The sequence below is a fragment of the Pantoea sp. JV6 genome (genome assembly GCF_025910055.1).
GTDB classification, from domain to species: domain Bacteria; phylum Pseudomonadota; class Gammaproteobacteria; order Enterobacterales; family Enterobacteriaceae; genus Pantoea; species Pantoea agglomerans.
Genome location: NZ_JAPCIM010000022.1, coordinates 42,396 through 62,819, shown reverse-complemented (window position 1 = coordinate 62,819; position 20,424 = coordinate 42,396). Strand labels below are relative to the sequence as shown.

Annotated in this window: 17 protein-coding genes and 3 tRNA genes; 2 read left to right on the top strand and 18 right to left on the bottom strand. The window is 56.1% G+C overall.

The features are described 5' to 3' along the window. The first annotated feature begins 13 nt into the window (after positions 1-13). Positions 14-340 (top strand): biofilm peroxide resistance protein BsmA, encoded by a 327-nt coding sequence (gene bsmA / locus OK412_RS20145; RefSeq protein ID WP_172608928.1) that lies wholly within the window; start codon positions 14-16, stop codon positions 338-340. On the opposite strand, the gene OK412_RS20140 is transcribed toward bsmA, so the two are convergent. The 15 genes from OK412_RS20140 to nnr all read right to left on the bottom strand — a co-directional run bounded on the left by OK412_RS20140 (position 314) and on the right by nnr (position 18,619). Continuing rightward, positions 314-1,942, bottom strand: a complete 1,629-nt coding sequence (locus OK412_RS20140; RefSeq protein ID WP_264353477.1) for an isovaleryl-CoA dehydrogenase — start codon at positions 1,940-1,942, stop codon at positions 314-316. The two genes, bsmA and OK412_RS20140, sit on opposite strands and share 27 nt — an antisense overlap. 220 nt (positions 1,943-2,162) lie before the next feature. Continuing rightward, positions 2,163-2,897 (bottom strand): 23S rRNA (guanosine(2251)-2'-O)-methyltransferase RlmB, encoded by a 735-nt coding sequence (gene rlmB, locus OK412_RS20135; protein ID WP_010256134.1) that lies wholly within the window; start codon positions 2,895-2,897, stop codon positions 2,163-2,165. 69 nt (positions 2,898-2,966) lie between these two features. Further along, complete coding sequence (gene rnr / locus OK412_RS20130) at positions 2,967-5,459, bottom strand: ribonuclease R (protein ID WP_061902002.1); 2,493 nt, start codon at positions 5,457-5,459, stop codon at positions 2,967-2,969. Positions 5,460-5,475: 16 nt separating this feature from the next. After that, positions 5,476-5,919, bottom strand: coding sequence for a nitric oxide-sensing transcriptional repressor NsrR (gene nsrR, locus OK412_RS20125; protein ID WP_010256130.1), 444 nt, complete (start codon positions 5,917-5,919; stop codon positions 5,476-5,478). Between the two features lie 218 nt (positions 5,920-6,137). Next, on the bottom strand, positions 6,138-7,436 hold the full coding sequence (locus tag OK412_RS20120) for an adenylosuccinate synthase (RefSeq protein WP_010256129.1): 1,299 nt from the start codon (positions 7,434-7,436) through the stop codon (positions 6,138-6,140). Positions 7,437-7,602: 166 nt separating this feature from the next. After that, positions 7,603-7,803 carry a DUF2065 domain-containing protein gene (locus tag OK412_RS20115; RefSeq protein ID WP_010256126.1) on the bottom strand — a complete coding sequence of 67 codons (201 nt, stop codon included), beginning with the start codon at positions 7,801-7,803 and terminating at the stop codon, positions 7,603-7,605. A gap of 57 nt (positions 7,804-7,860) precedes the next feature. Further along, positions 7,861-8,865, bottom strand: coding sequence for a protease modulator HflC (gene hflC / locus OK412_RS20110; protein ID WP_010256123.1), 1,005 nt, complete (start codon positions 8,863-8,865; stop codon positions 7,861-7,863). Between the two features lie 3 nt (positions 8,866-8,868). Further along, positions 8,869-10,107 carry an FtsH protease activity modulator HflK gene (gene hflK / locus OK412_RS20105; RefSeq protein ID WP_033769798.1) on the bottom strand — a complete coding sequence of 413 codons (1,239 nt, stop codon included), beginning with the start codon at positions 10,105-10,107 and terminating at the stop codon, positions 8,869-8,871. Between the two features lie 227 nt (positions 10,108-10,334). Further along, positions 10,335-11,615 (bottom strand): ribosome rescue GTPase HflX, encoded by a 1,281-nt coding sequence (gene hflX, locus OK412_RS20100; RefSeq protein ID WP_010256119.1) that lies wholly within the window; start codon positions 11,613-11,615, stop codon positions 10,335-10,337. A 72-nt stretch (positions 11,616-11,687) separates the two neighbouring features. Beyond that, the gene (hfq, locus tag OK412_RS20095; protein WP_010256116.1) at positions 11,688-11,999 is read right to left on the bottom strand and encodes an RNA chaperone Hfq; all 312 of its coding nucleotides are present in this window, start codon (positions 11,997-11,999) and stop codon (positions 11,688-11,690) included. A 104-nt stretch (positions 12,000-12,103) separates the two neighbouring features. Next, on the bottom strand, positions 12,104-13,054 hold the full coding sequence (gene miaA, locus OK412_RS20090) for a tRNA (adenosine(37)-N6)-dimethylallyltransferase MiaA (RefSeq protein WP_010256112.1): 951 nt from the start codon (positions 13,052-13,054) through the stop codon (positions 12,104-12,106). Then, a complete protein-coding gene (gene mutL / locus OK412_RS20085) occupies positions 13,047-14,912 on the bottom strand; it encodes a DNA mismatch repair endonuclease MutL (RefSeq protein ID WP_264353476.1) in 1,866 nt (621 codons plus the stop codon). The genes miaA and mutL overlap by 8 nt, the downstream gene beginning before the upstream one ends. Before the next feature lie 46 nt (positions 14,913-14,958). Then, entirely contained in the window at positions 14,959-16,629 is a 1,671-nt protein-coding gene (amiB, locus tag OK412_RS20080; protein WP_022623938.1) for an N-acetylmuramoyl-L-alanine amidase AmiB, read from the bottom strand. Then, entirely contained in the window at positions 16,626-17,102 is a 477-nt protein-coding gene (tsaE, locus tag OK412_RS20075) for a tRNA (adenosine(37)-N6)-threonylcarbamoyltransferase complex ATPase subunit type 1 TsaE (protein WP_010256103.1), read from the bottom strand. Before tsaE ends, amiB begins: the two co-directional genes overlap by 4 nt. Then, positions 17,099-18,619 carry a bifunctional ADP-dependent NAD(P)H-hydrate dehydratase/NAD(P)H-hydrate epimerase gene (gene nnr, locus OK412_RS20070; protein ID WP_264353475.1) on the bottom strand — a complete coding sequence of 507 codons (1,521 nt, stop codon included), beginning with the start codon at positions 18,617-18,619 and terminating at the stop codon, positions 17,099-17,101. Before nnr ends, tsaE begins: the two co-directional genes overlap by 4 nt. Here nnr and queG point away from each other — a divergent pair. Then, positions 18,618-19,757, top strand: coding sequence for a tRNA epoxyqueuosine(34) reductase QueG (gene queG / locus OK412_RS20065; RefSeq protein ID WP_010256097.1), 1,140 nt, complete (start codon positions 18,618-18,620; stop codon positions 19,755-19,757). The two genes, nnr and queG, sit on opposite strands and share 2 nt — an antisense overlap. Positions 19,758-20,107: 350 nt before the next feature. On the opposite strand, the gene OK412_RS20060 is transcribed toward queG, so the two are convergent. From OK412_RS20060 to OK412_RS20050, 3 genes are all read right to left on the bottom strand, one after another. Beyond that, positions 20,108-20,183 (bottom strand) — tRNA-Gly (locus tag OK412_RS20060). 25 nt (positions 20,184-20,208) lie between these two features. Next, positions 20,209-20,284: transfer RNA gene (locus tag OK412_RS20055), tRNA-Gly, on the bottom strand. Between the two features lie 28 nt (positions 20,285-20,312). Beyond that, a tRNA-Gly gene (locus tag OK412_RS20050) sits at positions 20,313-20,388 on the bottom strand. Between the last annotated feature and the right edge of the window lie 36 nt (positions 20,389-20,424).

The window sequence follows — 20,424 nt, the reverse complement described above, 5'->3', positions numbered from 1 at the left end:
AGAGGGTTTTGCTATGCGTTTCGCTTATTTACTGGTGATAAGCCTGCTGCTGGCAGGCTGTTCCGCGCTTGAGACCACGCCAAAAGCACCGCCCGCGCCGACGCAACAGGCGCAGGAGATTTCACGGGCGCAGAGTGGTGGTTTGCCGAAGCTGGGCAATATTACCGTTAACGTGCGCGGCTCACCGGATGATGCCGGGCGGGCCGTGGCCACCCGGGCTAACCAGGCCGGTGCGGCTTACTATCAGATCGTGGCGCTGAGTGAAACGGTAATGCCCGGTCTCTGGTACGCCAGCGCGATTCTTTACGGCGCATCACCTGCCACAGGCGCGGGCCAGTAATCGGTCTGTGATTGCTGTCTCAAGCGGGCGGGAGCCACGCCGATCGAGCCACTGCTGGCACCATGCATCCGCCAGCGGCGGTTCGCCATATTTCAGTAGCTGAGCGCCGGTCGCAAGCTGCAGCAGCGTGCGGGTCACCTCGCGCGCCTGCTCTTCGGGGACTTTGCTTATTCGCAGCCGTAACTGACGCCAGCGCGCATCGAAATGACGATTACTCCCTTTCACCGCTTCAAATTCCTGACTCAGCATCTCCGAAACCTCTGCCTGACGGGTGAGCACGCGCAGTACGTCAAGACACATCACGTTGCCCGACCCTTCCCAGATGCTGTTGACCGGTATGTCACGATAGAGGCGCGGCAGCTCGCTCGCTTCGCAGTAGCCGACGCCCCCCAGTACTTCCATCGACTCCGCGACGAACGGGGCACCCGCTTTGCAGATCTGATATTTTGCAGCCGGAGTGAATAAGCGGGCAAACGTGACCTCATGCGGTTTTGCCGGTTGTGACCAGGCGCGCGCCAGCCGCATCAGCAGCGCGGTTTGTCCCTCCAGTTGCAGCGCCTGCTGTGCCAGAACCTGACGCATCAGCGGCTGATCCACCAGGTTTTTCCCCATCACCTGGCGCTGATGTGCATGCCAGAGTGCCACCGAGAATGCACGCCGCATCTGACCATGACTGCCGAGTGCGCAGTCGAAGCGCGTCATACCGCCCATTTTAAGGATCAGTCGCACGCCTTCGCCCTCTTCTCCCAGCAGCCAGCCGGTCGCATCGCGAAACTCCACCTCACAACTGGCATTTGAGCGATTACCCAGCTTATCTTTAAGCTGCTCAAGCTGGATGGTGTTGCGTGACCCGTCAGGCAACAGGCGCGGCAGGAAGAAACAGCTTAATCCGGCGGGCGTCTGCGCCAGCACCAGATGCGCATCGCTCTGCGGCACCGAGAAGAACCATTTGTGGCCGGTCAGCCGGTAGGCTTCACCCGGGCCGCGCGCCCCCAGCGGCTCGGCCCGGGTGGTGCTGGTGAGCAGATCGCTGCCGCCCTGTTTTTCCGTCATGCCCATACCGATCAGCAGACCCCGTTTCTGGTCGCCGGGCTGCGCATGGGTGTCGTAACGATCGCTGAGCAGCGGATCAAGCCAGCCTTCGAACGCGGCGGGCAGATAAGTCTGCAGCAGTGGAATGGCCGCGTGCGTCATGGTCACCGGGCAAAGCGTGCCCGCTTCAACCTGCGCATGCAGAATAAAGCGCGCAGCCCGCGCCACGCTGGCCTGTTCACGTACTGTGGGATGCCAGCTGAGATTATGCAGGCGGCTGGCGCAGACACCCTGCATCAGCAGGTGCCAGGCGGGGTGAAAACGGACTTCATCCATCCGTACGCCACGGGCGTCGTAGCGCAGCAGTTCAGGTGGCTCCGCGTTGGCGAGCCGGCCCAGCTCCAGCGACTCGGCGCTGCCCAGCTGTCGGCCTACCGAAGCCAGCCACTCCCGATCCCATCCGGCGCCTTCGCGTGACAGTGCCTCGCCGAGCGGCGTATCAGACAGGAACAGGTTGCTGTTGCTCAGAGGATGGGGCTGATTAAAAACGGTGTGTGTTGTCCAGGTCATAACCACTCCTCGCGGATGTCACTCAGTAAGTATACCCGTCGTCTTTCAAGCTGCATTTTTGTTGGCTGCGTTCACTCACCCGAATCACTTACTCATGTAAGCTCATCGGGATTCGTTCTCTTGCCGCCTCAATGCAACCCGAAATCCTTTGGGTATATACGAATGACGCGCAGTTATGCCTGGTACAGAAACTAATTTGTGGCGAGGATCACATCGGGGATCAGGCGTTGCGCTGACGCACCGCTTCAAACAGGCAGACACCCGTAGCCACCGAGACATTCAGCGAAGAGACGCTGCCGGCCATCGGAATGCTGATCAGCTCATCGCAATGCTCACGGGTCAGACGACGCATGCCTTCCCCTTCCGCGCCCATCACCAGCGCCATCGGACCGGTCATTTTGCTCTGGAAGACGGTATGGTCAGCTTCACCTGCGGTACCGACAACCCAGATGTTGTACTCCTGCAGCAGACGCAGGGTACGTGCCAGGTTGGTGACGCGGATCAACGGCACATTTTCTGCCGCGCCGCTGGCCACTTTTTTGGCCGTTGCATTCAGGGGCGCAGAGCGATCTTTCGGCACGATAATCGCGTGCACACCGGCCGCATCGGCACTGCGCAGGCAGGCACCCAGATTGTGCGGATCGGTGACCCCGTCCAGCACCAGCAGGAAGGGTTTCTCCAGGCTCTGCAGCAGATCCGGCAGGTCGCCTTCCTGATACTGACGACCCGGTTTTACCCGCGCCACAATACCCTGATGCACACCGCCTTCAACCTGGCTGTCGAGCCACTTGCGCTCGGCCAGCTGAATCACGACCCCCTGAGCTTCCAGCGCGGCGACCACGGGTTGCAGGCGACGATCGTCGCGGCCTTTGAGGATAAAGACTTCCTGGAAACGTTGTGGATCACGTTCCAGCAGCGCCTGCACGGCATGGATACCAAAAATAATTTCGCTCATCGATCTGCTCAGTGTTTGGAAATGAATGAATGACCGCCCTTTCTCAGTGAGAAAGGGCGGGTGCGCGCATCAGTCAGGCTGCGCCTTTTTTCTGGCGCGCTTCGCCCGGGTGGCGGCGGCGATTTTACGGGTTTTTTCCGAGACGTTTTTACTTTTATTCTCGGTATTTGCAGCGGCGGGCTTACTCTTGTCGCCCCGGAAAGCGGCGTCCGGCTCGAAGTTGGACTTCTTGCTCGCATCACGACGGCGTTTCGCTGGCGCTTTGTCGTCACGCTTCGCCCGGTCGCGTGCGGTTTTGCCTTCACCACGTACCTGACGCTGGCTGGAGATCAGGGCAAAGTCGATTTTACGCTCATCCATATGGACGGCTTCAACACGCACTTCAACCGTGTCACCCAGACGATAGGTGCGACCGCCCGATTCACCGATCAGACGCTGACCTACCGGGTCAAAACGGTAGTAATCGTTGTCGAGCGTCGAAACGTGGACCAGACCATCAATGAACAGATCGCTTAAGCGTACAAAGAAGCCAAATCCGGTCACGCTGGAAATGACGCCGTTGAAGACGTTGCCAACCTGATCCTGCATGAAGTCACACTTGAGCCAGTCCGCGACGTCACGGGTCGCTTCATCGGCGCGGCGTTCGGTCAGGGAACAGTGCAGGCCCAGTTGCAGCATCTGCGGCATGTCGTAGTGATAGCCGCCGGTTGCTGTCGTCATATCTTTGGCGACGCTGCGATCTCTCGGCATCAGGTATTTAATGGCGCGCTGTACCAGGCCTTTACCTTCGTCCTGCTCTTTTGCCAGCAGATATTTGATGGCGCGATGCAGCGTCAGATCCGGATAACGACGGATTGGCGAGGTAAAGTGCGCATACGACGAGAGCGCCAGACCAAAGTGACCGCGGTTTTCCGGATCGTAAACGGCCTGCTTCATCGAACGCAGCAGCATGGTTTGCAGCATTTCCGCATCAGGACGATCGGCAACCTGCTTCAGCAGCGCCGCATAGTCGATTGGCTGCGGTTTATTACCACCAGGCAGGCTCAGTCCCAGCTCGTTGAGCACGGTACGGAAGCTCTTGATGCTTTCGTCGGTCGGGCGATCGTGATCGCGGAACAGCGCCGGTTCCTGATTTTTCTCAACGAAGCGTGCCGAGGCGATGTTCGCCAGGATCATGCACTCTTCGATCAGCTTATGGGCGTCATTACGTGACACGCGCTCAACACGCTCAATACGGCGCTCGGCGTTGAAGATAAACTTCGCCTCTTCCGTTTCAAACGAGATACCGCCGCGCTCTTCACGAGCGGCTTCCAGCGCATGATAGAGGTTGTTCAGCTCTTCAAGGTCTTTAACCAGTGGCGCATACTGCTGGCGCAGCTCTTTGTCGCCCTGCAGAATGTTCCAGACTTTGTTGTAGGTCAGACGCGCATGGGAGTTCATCACCGCTTCGTAGTGCTTGAAGCCGGTCAGTTTACCTTTGGTCGAGATGGTCATCTCGCACACCATACAGAGGCGATCGACCTGCGGGTTAAGCGAACATAAGCCATTCGACAGCACTTCCGGCAGCATCGGCACAACCTGCGACGGGAAGTAGACCGAGGTTCCGCGCTGATGCGCTTCGTCATCCAGTGGGGTGCCAGGACGGACGTAATAGCTGACATCCGCGATAGCTACCCACAGACGCCATCCGCCACCACGCTTCTTCTCACAGTAAACAGCATCATCAAAGTCACGGGCATCTTCACCATCGATGGTGACCAGCGGCAGCTTACGCAGATCGACGCGGCCTTTTTTGGCCTCTTCCGGGACTTCTTCTTTCAGTTTGCTGACCTGAGCTTCCACTTCCGGCGGCCAGGTGTGCGGGATTTCATGCGTACGCAGCGCCATATCCACGGCCAGGCTGGTACCCATATCATCGCCCAGAATCTCGGCGATTTTACCGATCGCTTTGCTGCGACGGTTCGGACGCTGGACCAGCTCAACCACCACCACGGAACCCATGCGGGCATTCATCGTCTCTTCAGGCGGGATGAGGATGTCAAAACTCAGGCGACTGTCGTCCGGCACTACGAAGCCAGCACCGGCATCGGTAAAGTAACGGCCAACGATCTGATTGTTGCGGGGTTCCTGCACCCGGACCACGCGCGCTTCGCGGCGGCCTTTGCGATCGGCACCCAGCGGCTGCGCCAGGATCACGTCACCGTGCATACAGAATTTCATCTGTTCTGCGGAAAGGTAGAGGTCATCTTTCTGACCTTCTGCCCGCAGGAAGCCGTAGCCATCGCGGTGGCCAATGACTTTACCGCGCAGGAGATCAAGACGTTCTGGCAGGGCATAACACTGACGGCGGGTGAACACCAGCTGACCATCACGCTCCATGGCGCGAAGGCGGCGACGCAGCGCCTCAAGGTGTTCTTCTTCCTGCAGATTCATCTCTTCAGCCAGCTCTTCGCGGCTGGCCGGTTTTTCACGTTTTTCTAACAGAGCCAGAATAAATTCACGGCTCGGAATAGGGTTTTCGTATTTTTCAGCTTCTCTATCCTGAAAAGGATCTTTTGACATAGCGGTTCCTCCGATGTCATTTAATATTTATTTCCACCGGCGATCTGGACAAGATGATCTCATAAAGTGGTGTATTTCCTTCGACCAGATCTGCCAACGTATAGCTATCCAGCTCCTGCAAAAATCGCTGCACCGCGTCATGTAACGCCTGCTTCAGACGACAGGCTGGCGTGATGGAACAGGACGCGCAATCCACTAATTGTAGTGGTTCCATCTTACGTACCACATCGCCAATGACAATCTGACGAGCTGGCATACCCAGACGAATGCCCCCGTTTTTACCACGCGTTGCGGCGACATAGCCCGCCCGGCTCAGCTGATTGATGATTTTGACCATATGATTACGGGACAAACCATAAGTGTTCGTCACTTCCGTAATATTGGTCTGCTGACCTTCCGGCAACGATGCCAGATAAATCAGTGCCCGTAAGCCATAATCAGTAAAACTCGTGAGCTGCACAGTAACCTCAGTGAACCTTCAGGCGCGGCATGACCTTATTCGCCCTGTGATTGATGCCAGGATTAAATCGGATCGCCATTCGATTAGCTACGATGATAAACCAGAGTCTGTCTGGCCGTGCGCTTTTTTAAGCCAGCAGAAGGTTTGACAAGCGAAGGGAGGTTAAGTGGCATCAAAGAATGGAAAAACAAGGGCCGGACAGCGTCCGGCCTGAATGATTACGCGTCGAACGGGTCGCGCAGAATCATTGTTTCACTACGATCAGGGCCGGTTGAGATGATATCAATCGGCACACCCGTTACCTCTTCCACACGCTTGATGTAGTCACGCGCAGCCTGAGGCAAACCTTCCAGCGTCTTGACGCCAAACGTTGTCTCACTCCAGCCTGGCAGGGTTTCGTAAATCGGCTCAATGCCTTCCCAGTTCTCTGCCGCCAGTGGCGTGGTGGTCACTTCGCGGCCATCAGGCATACGATAAGCCACACAGATCTTCACCTCTTTCAGGCCATCCAGCACGTCCAGCTTGGTCATGCAGAAACCTGACAGGGAGTTGATCTGGACCGCGCGGCGAACCGCTACCGCATCCAGCCAGCCGGTACGACGACGACGACCGGTGGTCGCGCCAAACTCATTACCCTGCGCACAGAGGAATTCGCCGGTTTCATCGAACAGCTCGGTCGGGAACGGGCCTGCGCCAACGCGGGTTGAGTAAGCTTTCACAATACCCAGCACGTAGTCGACATAACGCGGGCCAATGCCTGAACCGGTCGCTACGCCACCTGCGGTGGTGTTGGATGAGGTCACGTACGGATAGGTACCGTGATCGATATCCAGCAGCGTACCCTGCGCACCTTCAAACATAATCAGATCGCCACGCTTACGCGCGACGTCCAGCAGTTCAGAGACGTCAACGACCATGCCAGTGATGATGTCAGCGACTTCCATCACATCACTCAGCACTTTATCGAAGTCGACTGCCGGCTCTTTGTAGTACTCCACCAGCTGGAAGTTGTAGAAATCGACCACTTCTTTCAGCTTGGCAGCAAAGGTTTCTTTGTTAAACAGGTCGCTGACGCGCAGGGCACGGCGAGCGACTTTATCTTCATAAGCCGGTCCGATGCCACGCCCCGTGGTACCAATCGCTTTGGCGCCACGAGCACGTTCACGCGCCATATCCATCGCAACATGATATTGCAGGATCAGCGGACAGGCTTCAGAAATCAGCAGACGTTCACGTACCGGAATCCCGCGCGCTTCCAGGCCTTTCATCTCTTTCATTAAGGCTTCAGGAGAGAGCACTACGCCGTTACCAATGATGCTGGTGACGTTATCGCGCAGAATGCCAGAAGGGATCAGGTGGAGGACGGTTTTTTCACCGTTGATGACAAGCGTGTGGCCCGCATTGTGGCCGCCTTGATAACGCACAACGTAATTCGCGCGCTCAGTCAGAAGGTCTACAATCTTACCTTTACCTTCGTCACCCCATTGGGTGCCCAGTACGACGACGTTCTTACCCATTTCTCAAAATCACCGATTGCTTAAAAAAGGATTCTACCATCTGATCCCGTGGTTTTCAGCACTTTTAGCATACGATTGCGCGCTTTTTTGCCTGAGTTTTGATCACTACAACATGTTGGGGATAATAGCGTTGAAAGGCACAATTTAGCCGGTCTGAACGTCAGCCTCAGAGGTTGCCGTGCAGGCTGAGCATGCAGTAAATCACCATGCCAGCAACGACCAGTCCTCCACCAAAGCGGTGCAGCAGACGATCGGGCAACCGCGTCATCGTCAGGATCATGCGTCGCCAGGCGCGCGGCATAAACATTGGTCCCAACCCTTCCAGCACTAACACCAGCGCCAGCGCCATCCAGATGCTTGTTTTCATTCTTATACCCAAAAAAAAGGGCCGACAACATTGTCGGCCCACAGGTTATATCAGTTCTTAGCGTGTCGCGTTAGAGGGCGCCTTCATATATCGGAAGAAGTCGCTATCCGGGCTTAACACCATCACATCCTGATCGCTATTGAAGCTGTTTTCATAGGCACGCAGGCTACGAATAAAGGCGTAGAAGTCAGGATCTTTGCTGAACGAATCGGCAAACAACCGCGCCGTTTCCGCATCACCGTCACCGCGTGTAATCAGCGCTTCACGCTGGGCTTCAGCCAGAGTACGGGTGACCTGGTAATCGGCCTGGGCGCGCAGTTTTTCCGCCTCTTCCTGACCCTGTGAACGCTGGCTACGCGCTACCGCTTCACGCTCAGCACGCATACGGTTGAAGATCGCATCAGACACTTCGGTCGGCAGGTTGATCTGCTTGATGCGTACATCCACCACCTGAATACCTAACGCCGCCATACTGTTCGGGTTCGGTGCTGGCTCGCTGCTGTTGGTTTCACGCTCGACACGGGCCGCTGCACTGGCAATCGCGTCATCAGCCGCAGGGGTTGCGATTTCATCATCGTTGCCTGCAGAGCCGGTATTCAGCGCGTCACGCACATCGGTGGTCAGACGACCACGGGAGTCCGTTACGATATCTTTCACATCCAGACGACCCATCTCAGAACGCAAGCGGTCACTGAACTTACGTTTCAGCAGCACTTCCGCCTGAGAGACATCACCGCCCCCGGTGGCCAGGTAGTAGCGACTGAAGTCGCTGATACGCCACTTGATGTAGGAGTCCACGATCAGATCTTTCTTCTCTTTGGTGACGAAGCGATCGGCCTGGTTATCCATGGTCTGGATACGCGCATCCAGCGTTTTAACCGTTTCCAGGAATGGAATCTTGAAATGCAGCCCCGGCTCAAACACCTGCGGTTTGTTTTCGCCGTCGCGCAGGACTTTACCGAAGCGCAGAACAATGCCTCGCTGCCCTTCCTGCACCACAAACAGGGACGCATAGAGCGCCACCAGCACGACAATGATTAAAAATACTATTGGCTTACGCATCGATTACTCTCTCCCTTCGCGCTGGCTGTCGCTGCGCTGAGCATTTGCCCGACGCTGATCCATGATATTGTCCGGACTGTATGACGACGTTTCATTGCGGCTGGCACTGCTATCGGAGCGCGCAGGCAGCGAAGAACCATTCGCGCCTTTCTGACCATTCTGGCCCGATGAAGTCTGACCGCCACGCATCAGTTGATCCAGCGGCAGCACCATCAGGTTATTACTCCGATCGTTAACCAGTACTTTGCGGGTATGGCTCAGCACACGTTCCATGGTCTCGATATAGAGGCGCTCTTTGGTGATTTCGGGTGCAGCTTTATACTCAGGCAGGATCTTGGCGAAACGCGCCACCTCACCCTGCGCTTCCAGAACGGTACGCTCTTTGTAAGCGCGTGCCTCTTCCAGAATACGTTGCGCCTGGCCGTTAGCACGAGGCTGAACTTCGTTGGCGTAAGCTTCGGCTTCGCGAACGTATTGCTCGCGGTTTTCGCGTGCGGCAATCGCGTCATCAAATGCAGACTTCACCTCTTCCGGCGGACGTGCAGCCTGGAAGTTGACGTCCAGCACCGCGATCCCCATGTTATAAGGGCGAATCGTCTCGTCGATTTCACGCTGGGTATCGCTACGCACCACAGTACGACCTTCGGTCAGGATGCGGTCCATGGTAGAGCGACCAATCACGCCGCGCAGTGCGCTGTCGGTAGCCTGACGCAGGCTGTCGTCCGCGCTGGTCACAGCATAAAGATAACGTTCCGGATCGGTCACGCGGTACTGCACGTTCATCTCCACGCGTACCACGTTCTCATCCGAAGTCAGCATGACGCCAGAAGCAGCCAGTTCGCGCACCGATTCAACGTTAACCGCACGCACCTGATCAACGAATGTCGGCTTCCAGTTCAGGCCGGGTTCGACCAGATGACTGAATTTACCGAAGCGCGTCACCACGCCACGTTCCGCTTCTTTGATGGTGTAGAAACCGCTTGCAGCCCAGATGACTACAGCAGCAACAGCCACGATACCAACAATTTTGCCACCGCTGCCGGAGCCGCGCTGACCGTTGTCGTTCTGTTTGCCACCGCCCAGTCCACCAAGCTTCTTGCTCAGCTTACGGAAGATATCATCCAGATCAGGAGGCCCGGATTCCCGTCCTCCCTTATTCCCCCCAGAGTTGCCGCCTTGATTATTGCTGCTTCCCCACGGGTCGCGGTCCTGTCCGTTATTTCCGGGCTGATTCCACGCCATGTTTCTACTCCATTTATTGTAATTACGATTTTTACCCTTCAGCTTTCGGATTGCAGCGGTGTTAGCTGCCTTCGCTCACCCCGGTCACTTACCTGCGTAAGCTCCCGGGGATTCACTCAGTTGCCGCCTTGCTGAAATCCAAAATACTCGGGTAACGCCAGCGTATTCGGGTCTGCAAAGAAAGTGCGACAATCTTCAATTTTTAAGGTAAATGCGTTTGGGCAATATCAAACAATGTAACTGGTCAGCGACGGTTCCTGCTTACATAAACGCATCCACTCAATAATGGGCATACGAATCTGCAATCCTACACTGCCGTCTTCTTCATTCCACTCTTTCTCAATCGCCTGCAGCTGATAGAAACGGCTGCGAAGTCGCCCCGCTTCCGGTGGCAGACGTAATGCGTGCTGGGCTATTTCACCCGCCAGACGCTCAGACAGCGCCTGCCATAGCAACGGAATGCCTGCGCCTGTCTGGGCGGAAAGCCAGACGCGGATTGGCAGGTTCTCTTCGTTACGATCGATACGCGGTTCGAATCCGTCGAGCATATCGATTTTATTCATCACCAGTAACGTCGGGATTTCGTCCGCTTCAATCTCTTCCAGTACGGCATCGACAGCAGCGATATTTTCCGTGACGCGAAGGTCAGCCCCATCAATCACGTGCATTAACAGCGTCGCCTGACGTGTCTCCTGCAGCGTGGCTTTAAAAGCGGCAACCAGATCGTGAGGAAGATGGCGAATAAAGCCTACCGTATCCGCCAGTACCACGTCCCCGACATCAGCAACATTCAGACGACGCAGTGTGGGGTCGAGCGTCGCAAACAGCTGGTCTGCGGCAAAGACATTGGCGGAGGTCATGGCGTTAAAGAGGGTCGACTTGCCGGCGTTGGTGTAACCCACCAGCGAAACCGTTGGCACATCCGCTTTGGCGCGTGACTGACGTCCCTGCTCACGCTGTTTTTCAACTCGCTCAAGACGAGACAAAATCTGACTGATACGGCCGCGCAGCAGTCGGCGGTCCGTTTCTAACTGCGTTTCACCCGGGCCACGTAAACCAATCCCGCCTTTCTGGCGTTCAAGGTGGGTCCAGCCGCGCACCAGACGTGTCGCAAGATGGCGCAGCTGTGCCAGCTCAACCTGCAATTTACCTTCGTGGGTACGTGCGCGTTGGGCAAAGATATCCAGAATTAAACCGGTGCGATCAATGACCCGGCATTCGCACAGGCGCTCGAGGTTTCTTTCCTGAGCGGGCGTAAGGGCATGATCGAATAATACGACCGATGCTCCTGTTGTTTTTACCGCATCGGCAATTTCAACGGCCTTTCCTTCACCGACAAAATACTTGGGGTGTGGCGCTTTGCGGCTGCCAGTAACCACTTGCAGCGCCTCAACGCCAGCAGAAGAGACCAGGGTTTCAAACTCCTGCAAATCTTCTACTTCTTTGTCTTGGGAGAACCAGATGTGTACCAGTACGGCCTGCTCACCGGCTTCATAACGGTCAAACAAGCTATAACCTCGCTAAATAAAAGACCAGGACGGAAAACCGCTGTTCTCCGTTCCTGGCTGTACGGTGACGCGTTATTCTGCGTTATCACCGTCTTGTTGTGGCTGTGGCTGCGCAGTTGTGTTGCTGCCGCCATGATGGTAATTGTTGCTGCCGCCACCGGTATTATTGCTATGGTGAGAAACCGGGCGTGAAGGAACAACGGTAGAAATGGCGTGCTTATACACCATCTGACTCACCGTGTTTTTCAACAAAATGACGAACTGATCAAATGACTCAATCTGACCCTGCAACTTAATACCGTTAACCAGATAAATCGAAACCGGAACACGTTCACGACGCAGTGCGTTCAAAAACGGGTCTTGTAATGATTGCCCCTTAGCCATTCTATCTTTTCCTTATATGCTTGTTGTTTGTTGCAAGTAGAACCTATGGTTCTGAAAAAAACTGCGTAAAAATTTGCGCACGATAACCCATCAATTGTACACAATCACCCATGCTTCGCACTAAGAACCTGTAACACTGTATCACGCGCCAGCCGGGGCTCGTCACTGTCAAGCCAGTGAACATTTTCCCAACCGCGTAACCAGGTCATCTGTCGCTTAGCAAGCTGCCGGGTTGCGCAAATTCCCCGATAAACCATCTCGCTGTAATCGATTTCGCCCGATAAATAAGACCACATCTGACGATAGCCAACACAACGAATGGAAGGCATGTCCGTATGCAAATCACCTCGTGCAAAAAGGGCCCGAGACTCCGCTTCAAATCCTGACGCCAACATCTGCTCAAAACGCAACGCGATGCGCTGGTGCAGCAATTCACGGCTCGCGGGGGCGATGGCAAACTGTTGCACGTCGTAGGGTAACGCTTCACCGGATGTTTTTGTCAGTTCCGTTAAAGTTTTACCCGAAATAAAAAAAACTTCCAGTGCTCGCGAAAGTCTCTGCGGATCATTCGGATGAATACGACTGCCGGCAACCGGGTCGATTTCACACAGCTGGCGGTGTAAAGCTTCCCAGCCTTTTTCACGCGCCGTTTGCTCTATCCGCTGACGAACGTCGGGATCGGCCGAGGGCAACGGCGACAATCCTTCAAGTAACGCCTTGAAGTAGAGCATGGTTCCACCAACAAGCAACGGTATTCGTCCGGCTTCAACGATATCCGCCATTTCTGCTAAAGCATCCCGCCGGAACTCCGCTGCCGAATAGGCTTCAGCGGGATCGCGAATGTCGAGCAGACGATGGGGTGCCACTGCTAACTCCTCAGCCGACGGTTTCGCCGTACCAATATCCATCTGACGATAGATTAAGGCAGAGTCTACGCTGATTAGTTCCACTGGTAACCGCTTACGCAATTCAATTGCTAAAGCAGTCTTGCCAGAAGCCGTGGGTCCCATCAAAAAAATAGCCTTTGGCCGGCCAGCCTGGTTTAATTCACTCATGCTTCAACGCGTTGATCGCGCTCTCAATCTCTATGGGCTGTAATAAGCCTGAAGGCGGCGATTTCAGCAGCTGTGGGCAAAGCCGTTCAAGCTCTGCCAGCAGGTTGATCGCCTGTGAGTGATTCCAGTCGGAGGACTCTGTATCCTGACGCCGCGCCAGCCACTGGGCCAGTTGCGTCGCAGAGATCTCCTGCTGCCGGGCGAGATAGCCTAACAGCTCAGGAATCAAGATTTGTAAATTTTGTGTTCGTAACGGTAAAGGCACCGCGCGTAAGGTCACGTGGTCACCTTCGGGCTGAAGATCAATACCCATCTGATTGAGCAGGCTGCTCTTTTCTTTTGCGGCCTGCCGTTCATCCAGGGCGATTTTGAGCCGCACCGGAATCAGCAGGGGTTGCGGTTTAAGCCCTTCCTCACCCGGTTCAAGCTGCGCCTGTTTCAGCCAGCGCGCCGCGACCGGCAGCGCCATCAGCATTAACTTCTGATCCTGCTCCAGCAGCGCATAGTGGTTTTGCAACACGGTCAGTACCCGGCCAAAGCTCTGGGCATGCGCGGCCAGCGGCGAGGGTTTTTCGGCCGGACGCAGTGCCGGTTCACGGTTTTTTGGCGGCGGCGTGGCGCTGACAGGCGTTTTCAGCAACTGCTGATAAACCGCGCCTTCACGCTGACGATACACGTTCTCTTTGTTTTGCCAGGCCGGCGCCGCTGCGGGCGGTGTTTGCCGCGTGGAGGCTGAAGATTGATTCTCGCTGGCGGGCGCTGCAGGCTGCGCAAAATGATTCCTCCCCGCCGCCTGACGGTTTTCCGGCTGCCAGCGCGGTGCGGCTTCTTCTGCCTGCAGCGCAGGCAAAATGGGTGACGCTATCGCCTGTAACGCGCTGACCACGCCCTGATAAATAAAATCATGCACCAGGCGTGACTGATGAAAACGCACTTCATGCTTGGCCGGGTGAACGTTGACATCCACCTGATGCGGATCGATCTCCAGATAGAGCACGTAAGCGGGCTGCTGGTCATCCTGGAGCTGGGTCTGGAAAGCCTGGCGAATAGCGTGATTAATCAGCTTGTCGCGCATCATCCGGCCATTGACGTAGCAATATTGTAACTCGGTGACCTGGCGCGAACCGGCGGGATCGGCGACCCAGCCGCGCAGCGAGAGATCATCATGCTGCCAGTCAATTCGCAGCGCATGCTGAATAAACGTGGTGCCGCAGATAGCTGCCAGTCGCCGTTCGCGCTGGCTCTCCTCGCTGACGGCCCGATACTGACGCATCATTTTGCCGTTGTGGCTCAGTGAAAGCGCGACATCAAAACGCGCCAGTGCAATACGACGGATCACTTCGTCGATATGACCGAACTCGGTTTTCTCTGTGCGCATAAATTTGCGGCGCGCCGGGGTGTTATAAAACAGATCCAGCACTTCGAGCGTGGTCCCACAGGGATGCGCAGCCGGTTTAACCGTTACCGTCATATCACGCCCTTCCGCATAGGCCTGCCAGGCTTCGGTTTGATCGGCGGTACGTGAGGTTAAGGTCAGGCGGGAGACAGAACTGATACTGGCGAGCGCTTCACCGCGAAAACCCAGGCTCATGATCGCTTCCAGGTCATCCAGTGAGGCGATTTTACTGGTGGCGTGTCGGGCCAGCGCCATCGACAGCTCGCTTTTCACGATGCCGCAGCCGTTGTCACGAATGCGGATAAGCTTTGCGCCCCCCTTTTCAATATCAACGTCAATGCGCGTTGCACCAGCATCCAGGCTGTTCTCCACCAGCTCTTTTACAACCGATGCAGGACGTTCAACCACTTCACCCGCCGCAATCTGGTTTGCCAGTTGGGGCGGTAAAATTTGTATCGGCATGGTTTTCCTTTTAGCTGGTCGCCCGGCGCAGCGGCCGGGCAAACAATCAGGATGCAGGGATTTTCAGGTTCTGCCCCAACATGACGTTGGTCGATTTCAGATTATTGGTCTGCATTATCGCTTTCGGGCTGACGCCATAATGTGCGGCAATGCCGGTCAGTGAATCCCCCACAACCACTTTATGACGCACAATGCCGCGTGGCGTGGCGCGCGTGGTGCGGCTGGCGGCCGCACTGGCCGGCACTTTCAACCGCTGTCCGACCCATACCACATCCCGCTTCAGGGTGTTCATTTCACGCAGTGTCGACATGCTGACGCCATACTTCGCGGCAATCCCGGAGAGTGTCTCACCGCGCGTAACCGTATGGCGCTGAGTTACGCCGGTATATTGCGTCACCCCGGTCGCCGGGTTGCTGGCGACGTTAACCGCTGGCGACGAGCCCAGCGGCCGGTTTTCCTCCTTTGGGATGGATTGCAGCGGGTGCGCCAGGAAATAAGTGCGCAGACCTTTATAGATCGACTGCGCAATCTTATCCTGGTGTGCGCTACTGCCAAGCAGTCGCTCCTCCGAGGAATTACTGATAAAGCCGGTTTCCACCAGCAAAGAAGGAATATCGGGTGAACGCAGCACGCCAAGACTGGCATGCTCAGGCAGACGTTTATGCAGCGACGTCACGCTACGCATCTGCTGCAACACTTTCTGGGCGATGTCATAACCGACCCGCTGCGAGTGACCGAATTGCAGGTCAAGTACCGCCTGGCTGAGGTAGGGGTCGGCCTGACTGTTGGCCAGCAGGTCACCTGCGCCGCCCAGCAGCTCAGACTGTTTCTCTTTCTGCTCCAGCCAGTTAGCCATCTCGTTATTGGCCCGGCGGTTTGATAATACCCAGACCGATGCACCGGTCGCCGCATGGCTCGGCGCGGCGTCAGCATGAATTGAAACCAGCACGTTGGCGTTGGCTTTACGCGCCACGTCGGAACGGCCCATAACCGAGATAAAATAGTCGCCATCACGCGTCAGGACGCCTTTGAACATCGGATCGTTATTCAGCAACACCCGCAGTTTACGTGCAATCGCGATCGTGACGTTCTTCTCTTTCAGTCCGCGCTGCCCGATAGCGCCGGGATCCTGACCGCCATGTCCGGCATCAATCGCCACAATCACGGTATCATTCTGGCTGACGGCCCGGCCAGGACTCACGGTGCTGGCTGTGCTGGTCACGGACGTCACCGGATTCGAATTAAAGGGGTTAGCCGCTGCGGCACTCTGGGTGGGCACGCGTGTCGGGGCCGTTACCGGCGCAGGCACACTGCGCGTAACAGCAGGTGGCTTACCGGTAATGGTGAAGACCACGCTGTAGCTGTTGCCATTGCGCTGGGTGACCGCCCGGGTTTTACCCGCCTGCGTCAGCTCAAACACCAGCCGCACGCTCTGTTTATCTTTAGGGGTGCTGGTGCGAATTCGCTTTACGATGTTTTCGCCGCTGAAATTTAACGGCAGCCCCTGAACCACGCCGCTCTGGCGCACATCAAGCACCACACGGTCAGGATTGCGCAGCGGGAAGAAGCCATAGACAGGCTGTCCGGCAAAGTTCAGGGTGATGGTTGCCTGGCTGTCGCCATTAGCGACTTTGATATCCGACAGGGTGGCAGCAAAAAGGGGTGTACAGACCAGCAGCAACAGTGTCACCAGCGCTATTTTCATCCGTGACATCATGCCTGATCCCTGCCCTGACCAAATTGTTCAAGCCATTGCTGGCCCGACGAGGATTGTGCCGTCAGTTCCGCTTCACGCGCCTCACCCACGTAACGCAGCGTCAGCGTGAGATCGGGCGGCGGCAGAAAACCGGCGCCCTGCTGCGGCCATTCAACCAGGCAGATAGCATCGCCGCTGAAATAGTCGCGGATGCCCATGAATTCAAGCTCTTCAGGATCGGCAAGACGATAGAGGTCGAAGTGATAAAGTGTACGGTCGTCCAGCGTGTAAGGCTCAACCAGGGTGTAAGTAGGGCTTTTGACGTTGCCCTGATGGCCCAGCGCCTGCAGAAAGCCGCGGCTGAAGGTGGTTTTACCCGCCCCCAGATCGCCATAGAGATAAATCACTGCCGCGCTGCCACAGGCGCGCGCCAGCTGAGCGCCCAAACTGAGCGTAGCCGCCTCATCGGGCAAAGAGATAACACAGGTCTTCATGCTTCTTTATTCATCTCAGGATTAACAAACTGCCACAGCAGATCCAGTAAATCAGTTGCCAGCATACCGCGCGTACCACGTTGCGCAGCGACCGCATCAGCCGCGGCACCATGTGCAACGCAGCCAGCGCAGGCCGCATCAAACAGCGTCAGTTTCTGGCCCACCAGCGAGGCGATGATTCCACTCAGGAGATCGCCCATACCGCCGGAGGCCATACCGGCATTGCCCACGTCAGCAAAGGCCATTTCACCCTGCTCGCTGGCAATCAGCGTACCGGCACCTTTCAGTACCACTACGCCGCCATAACGCTGCGCCAATGTCTGCGCTGCATGTAAGCGGTCACTCTCAATTTCACTGGTCTCGGTATTCAGCAAACGCGCCGCTTCACCAGGATGCGGCGTAATAATGCGATTCTGACGTTTCTCCGCACTGATTGCCAGCAGGTTAAGTGCATCCGCGTCCCAAAGCATCGGCTTTTCACTGCTCGCGACCTGCTTCAGCGCACGCTTTCCCCAGTCGCGCTGACCCAGACCGGGCCCTATCGCAATGACATCGGCCCACTCCAGCGCCTCCGTCAGGCGCTCATCGGTCAGTTCATCGACCATAATTTCGGGCCGGGCGGTCAGGATCGGAATAATATTATCTTTGTGAGTAAGTACTCGCACTAACCCACTACCGCTGCGCAACGCCGCTTCTGCCGTCATCCGTACCGCGCCAGCGGTACCGGCATCGCCCCCCACTACCAGCAGCCGGCCGTGACTGCCCTTGTGCGAGGTTGGTTTGCGCGGCTTGAGCCAGCGGGTTAATGCGCTGGCATCATAACGCGCGATGGGAGCCCCTTCGCCCGCCAGAAAAGCGGCCAGGCCGAGATCGGCATAGTAAAGCTCTCCGATGTAATCTCGTGCTTTGCCGGTGATCTGGCCCGGTTTAAGAGCGACCACACTCAGCGTATGGCTGGCATTGATTACCTCACCGGGCGCGGTGCCATTGCGGGCTGATAAGCCGGAAGGCATATCAATGGCCAGTTTCGGCGCCGCATGGGCGTTTGCCCGCTGGATCAGCGTGGCATAGGGTTCTTCGGGCGCACGATGACTGCCGGTTCCCAGCAGCGCATCCACAATCACATCGATCTGCTCTGGCCAGACCGCATCGGCCGCATGAATTTCACCGCCCGCATCCAGCCACGCGTCCCGTGCACGCTGCGCCTCTTCCGGCAACGCTTTTTTACTTTCGCACGCCAGCAGCGTAACGGTTTTGCCCGCCACCTGTCCCAGTCGCGCCAGCACATAACCATCGCCACCGTTGTTGCCGTGACCACACAGAATCAGCCAGTGGCTGGCCTCTGGCCAGTGCGCAGTCAGATGCTCGTAAGCGGCCTGTCCGGCACGCAGCATCAGCTCATACAGCGTAATGCCGAGCGCATCGGCCCCCTGTTGCTCAAGCTGGGCCACAGCCTGCGCAGGCCAGACAGAATATGGTAAACTGCGGCTGTTTTTCTTCGAATCCTGGTTACCCATGTCATACCCTCTCGATCTTCATCAATTCGCACAACAGATTAAACAGTGGGGATTGGATCTCGGCTTTCAGCAGGTCGGCATCACCGATACCGATCTCAGTGCGGAAGAGCCGCGCCTGCAGGCGTGGCTGGATAAGCAGTATCATGGCGAGATGGAGTGGATGGCGCGACACGGCATGATGCGGGCGCGTCCTCATGAACTGCTGCCCGGCACGCTGCGCGTTATCAGCGTTCGCATGAACTACCTTCCGGCCAAAGCCGCCTTTGCCAGCACGTTGAAAAATCCCCAACTGGGCTATGTCAGCCGTTATGCATTAGGTCGTGATTACCACAAAGTATTGCGCAATCGACTGAAAAAGCTCGGAGAAATGATCCAGCAGCATTGTGGCGAGCTTAATTTTCGCCCGTTTGTGGATTCGGCCCCGCTGCTTGAGCGGCCGCTGGCAGCCAAAGCGGGACTCGGCTGGACCGGCAAACATTCGCTGATACTGAATCGGGAAGCAGGCTCATGGTTTTTCCTCGGCGAACTGCTGATCGATATTCCGCTGCCGATAGATACACCGCAGCAGGAGCAGTGTGGCCGCTGTGTCGCCTGCATGACCATCTGCCCTACCAGCGCGATCGTTGAGCCCTACGTCGTGGATGCCAGGCGCTGTATTTCCTATCTCACCATTGAGCTGGAAGGCGCGATCCCGGAAGAGTTTCGCCCGCTGATGGGCAACCGGATATATGGCTGTGATGACTGCCAGCTGATCTGTCCATGGAATCGCTATGGACAACTCAGTGACGAAAGCGATTTTTCACCGCGAGCGGCGCTACACGCCCCTGAGCTGATCGATCTGTTTCAATGGGATGAAGCGAAGTTTTTACGCATCACTGAAGGCTCAGCGATTCGCCGCATTGGTCATTTACGCTGGCTGCGTAATATTGCAGTGGCGCTGGGTAACGCGCCCTGGTCGCCCGAAATCGTTCAGGTACTGGAACAACGACTCGGTGAAAGTGACCTGCTGGATGAACATATTCTGTGGGCAATCACGCAGCAGCAGCAGAAACGCGAGCAACTCGTGGTTGAAGTGCAACCTGCCCAGCAGAAGCGCCTGGTTCGTGCAGTAGAGAAGGGTTTACCGCGTGATGCGTGATTGAACAGCTTGATCGCGAATTATCGTTTTCCACATGCTGTGAATAAAAATAAAAAGCTGTTGTCATTCAACTGCAACAACGCTGATTTTGCTGTTAAATAACAAATTGAAATATTTTCATAATGATAAATATCAACAACTTATATAAAAGTTGTGTTTATTTAATAATGAGGCTATCGCTTCGGTTAACCTGCAAGATTGTGGATAACTCTGTTCAAAAGCCATTTACAGATCGCCGTAACAGGCGCAGATGATGGGGTGCAGTGCTGTGGATAACCTTCATGAAACAATCAAAATCACGCGACGTAAAACAGTCGGCTAACGGACTGAAATGAGGGTGATGTTAAATCTGGAGCGGGAAACGAGACTCGAACTCGCGACCCCGACCTTGGCAAGGTCGTGCTCTACCAACTGAGCTATTCCCGCATAGAAGGGCACTGCTAAATAAAACTGGAGCGGGAAACGAGACTCGAACTCGCGACCCCGACCTTGGCAAGGTCGTGCTCTACCAACTGAGCTATTCCCGCAAAGAGGGTACTGCTTACATTTTAAAACTGGAGCGGGAAACGAGACTCGAACTCGCGACCCCGACCTTGGCAAGGTCGTGCTCTACCAACTGAGCTATTCCCGCGCCTTGTACCGTTAATAAATTCTTCACCGGTACGGG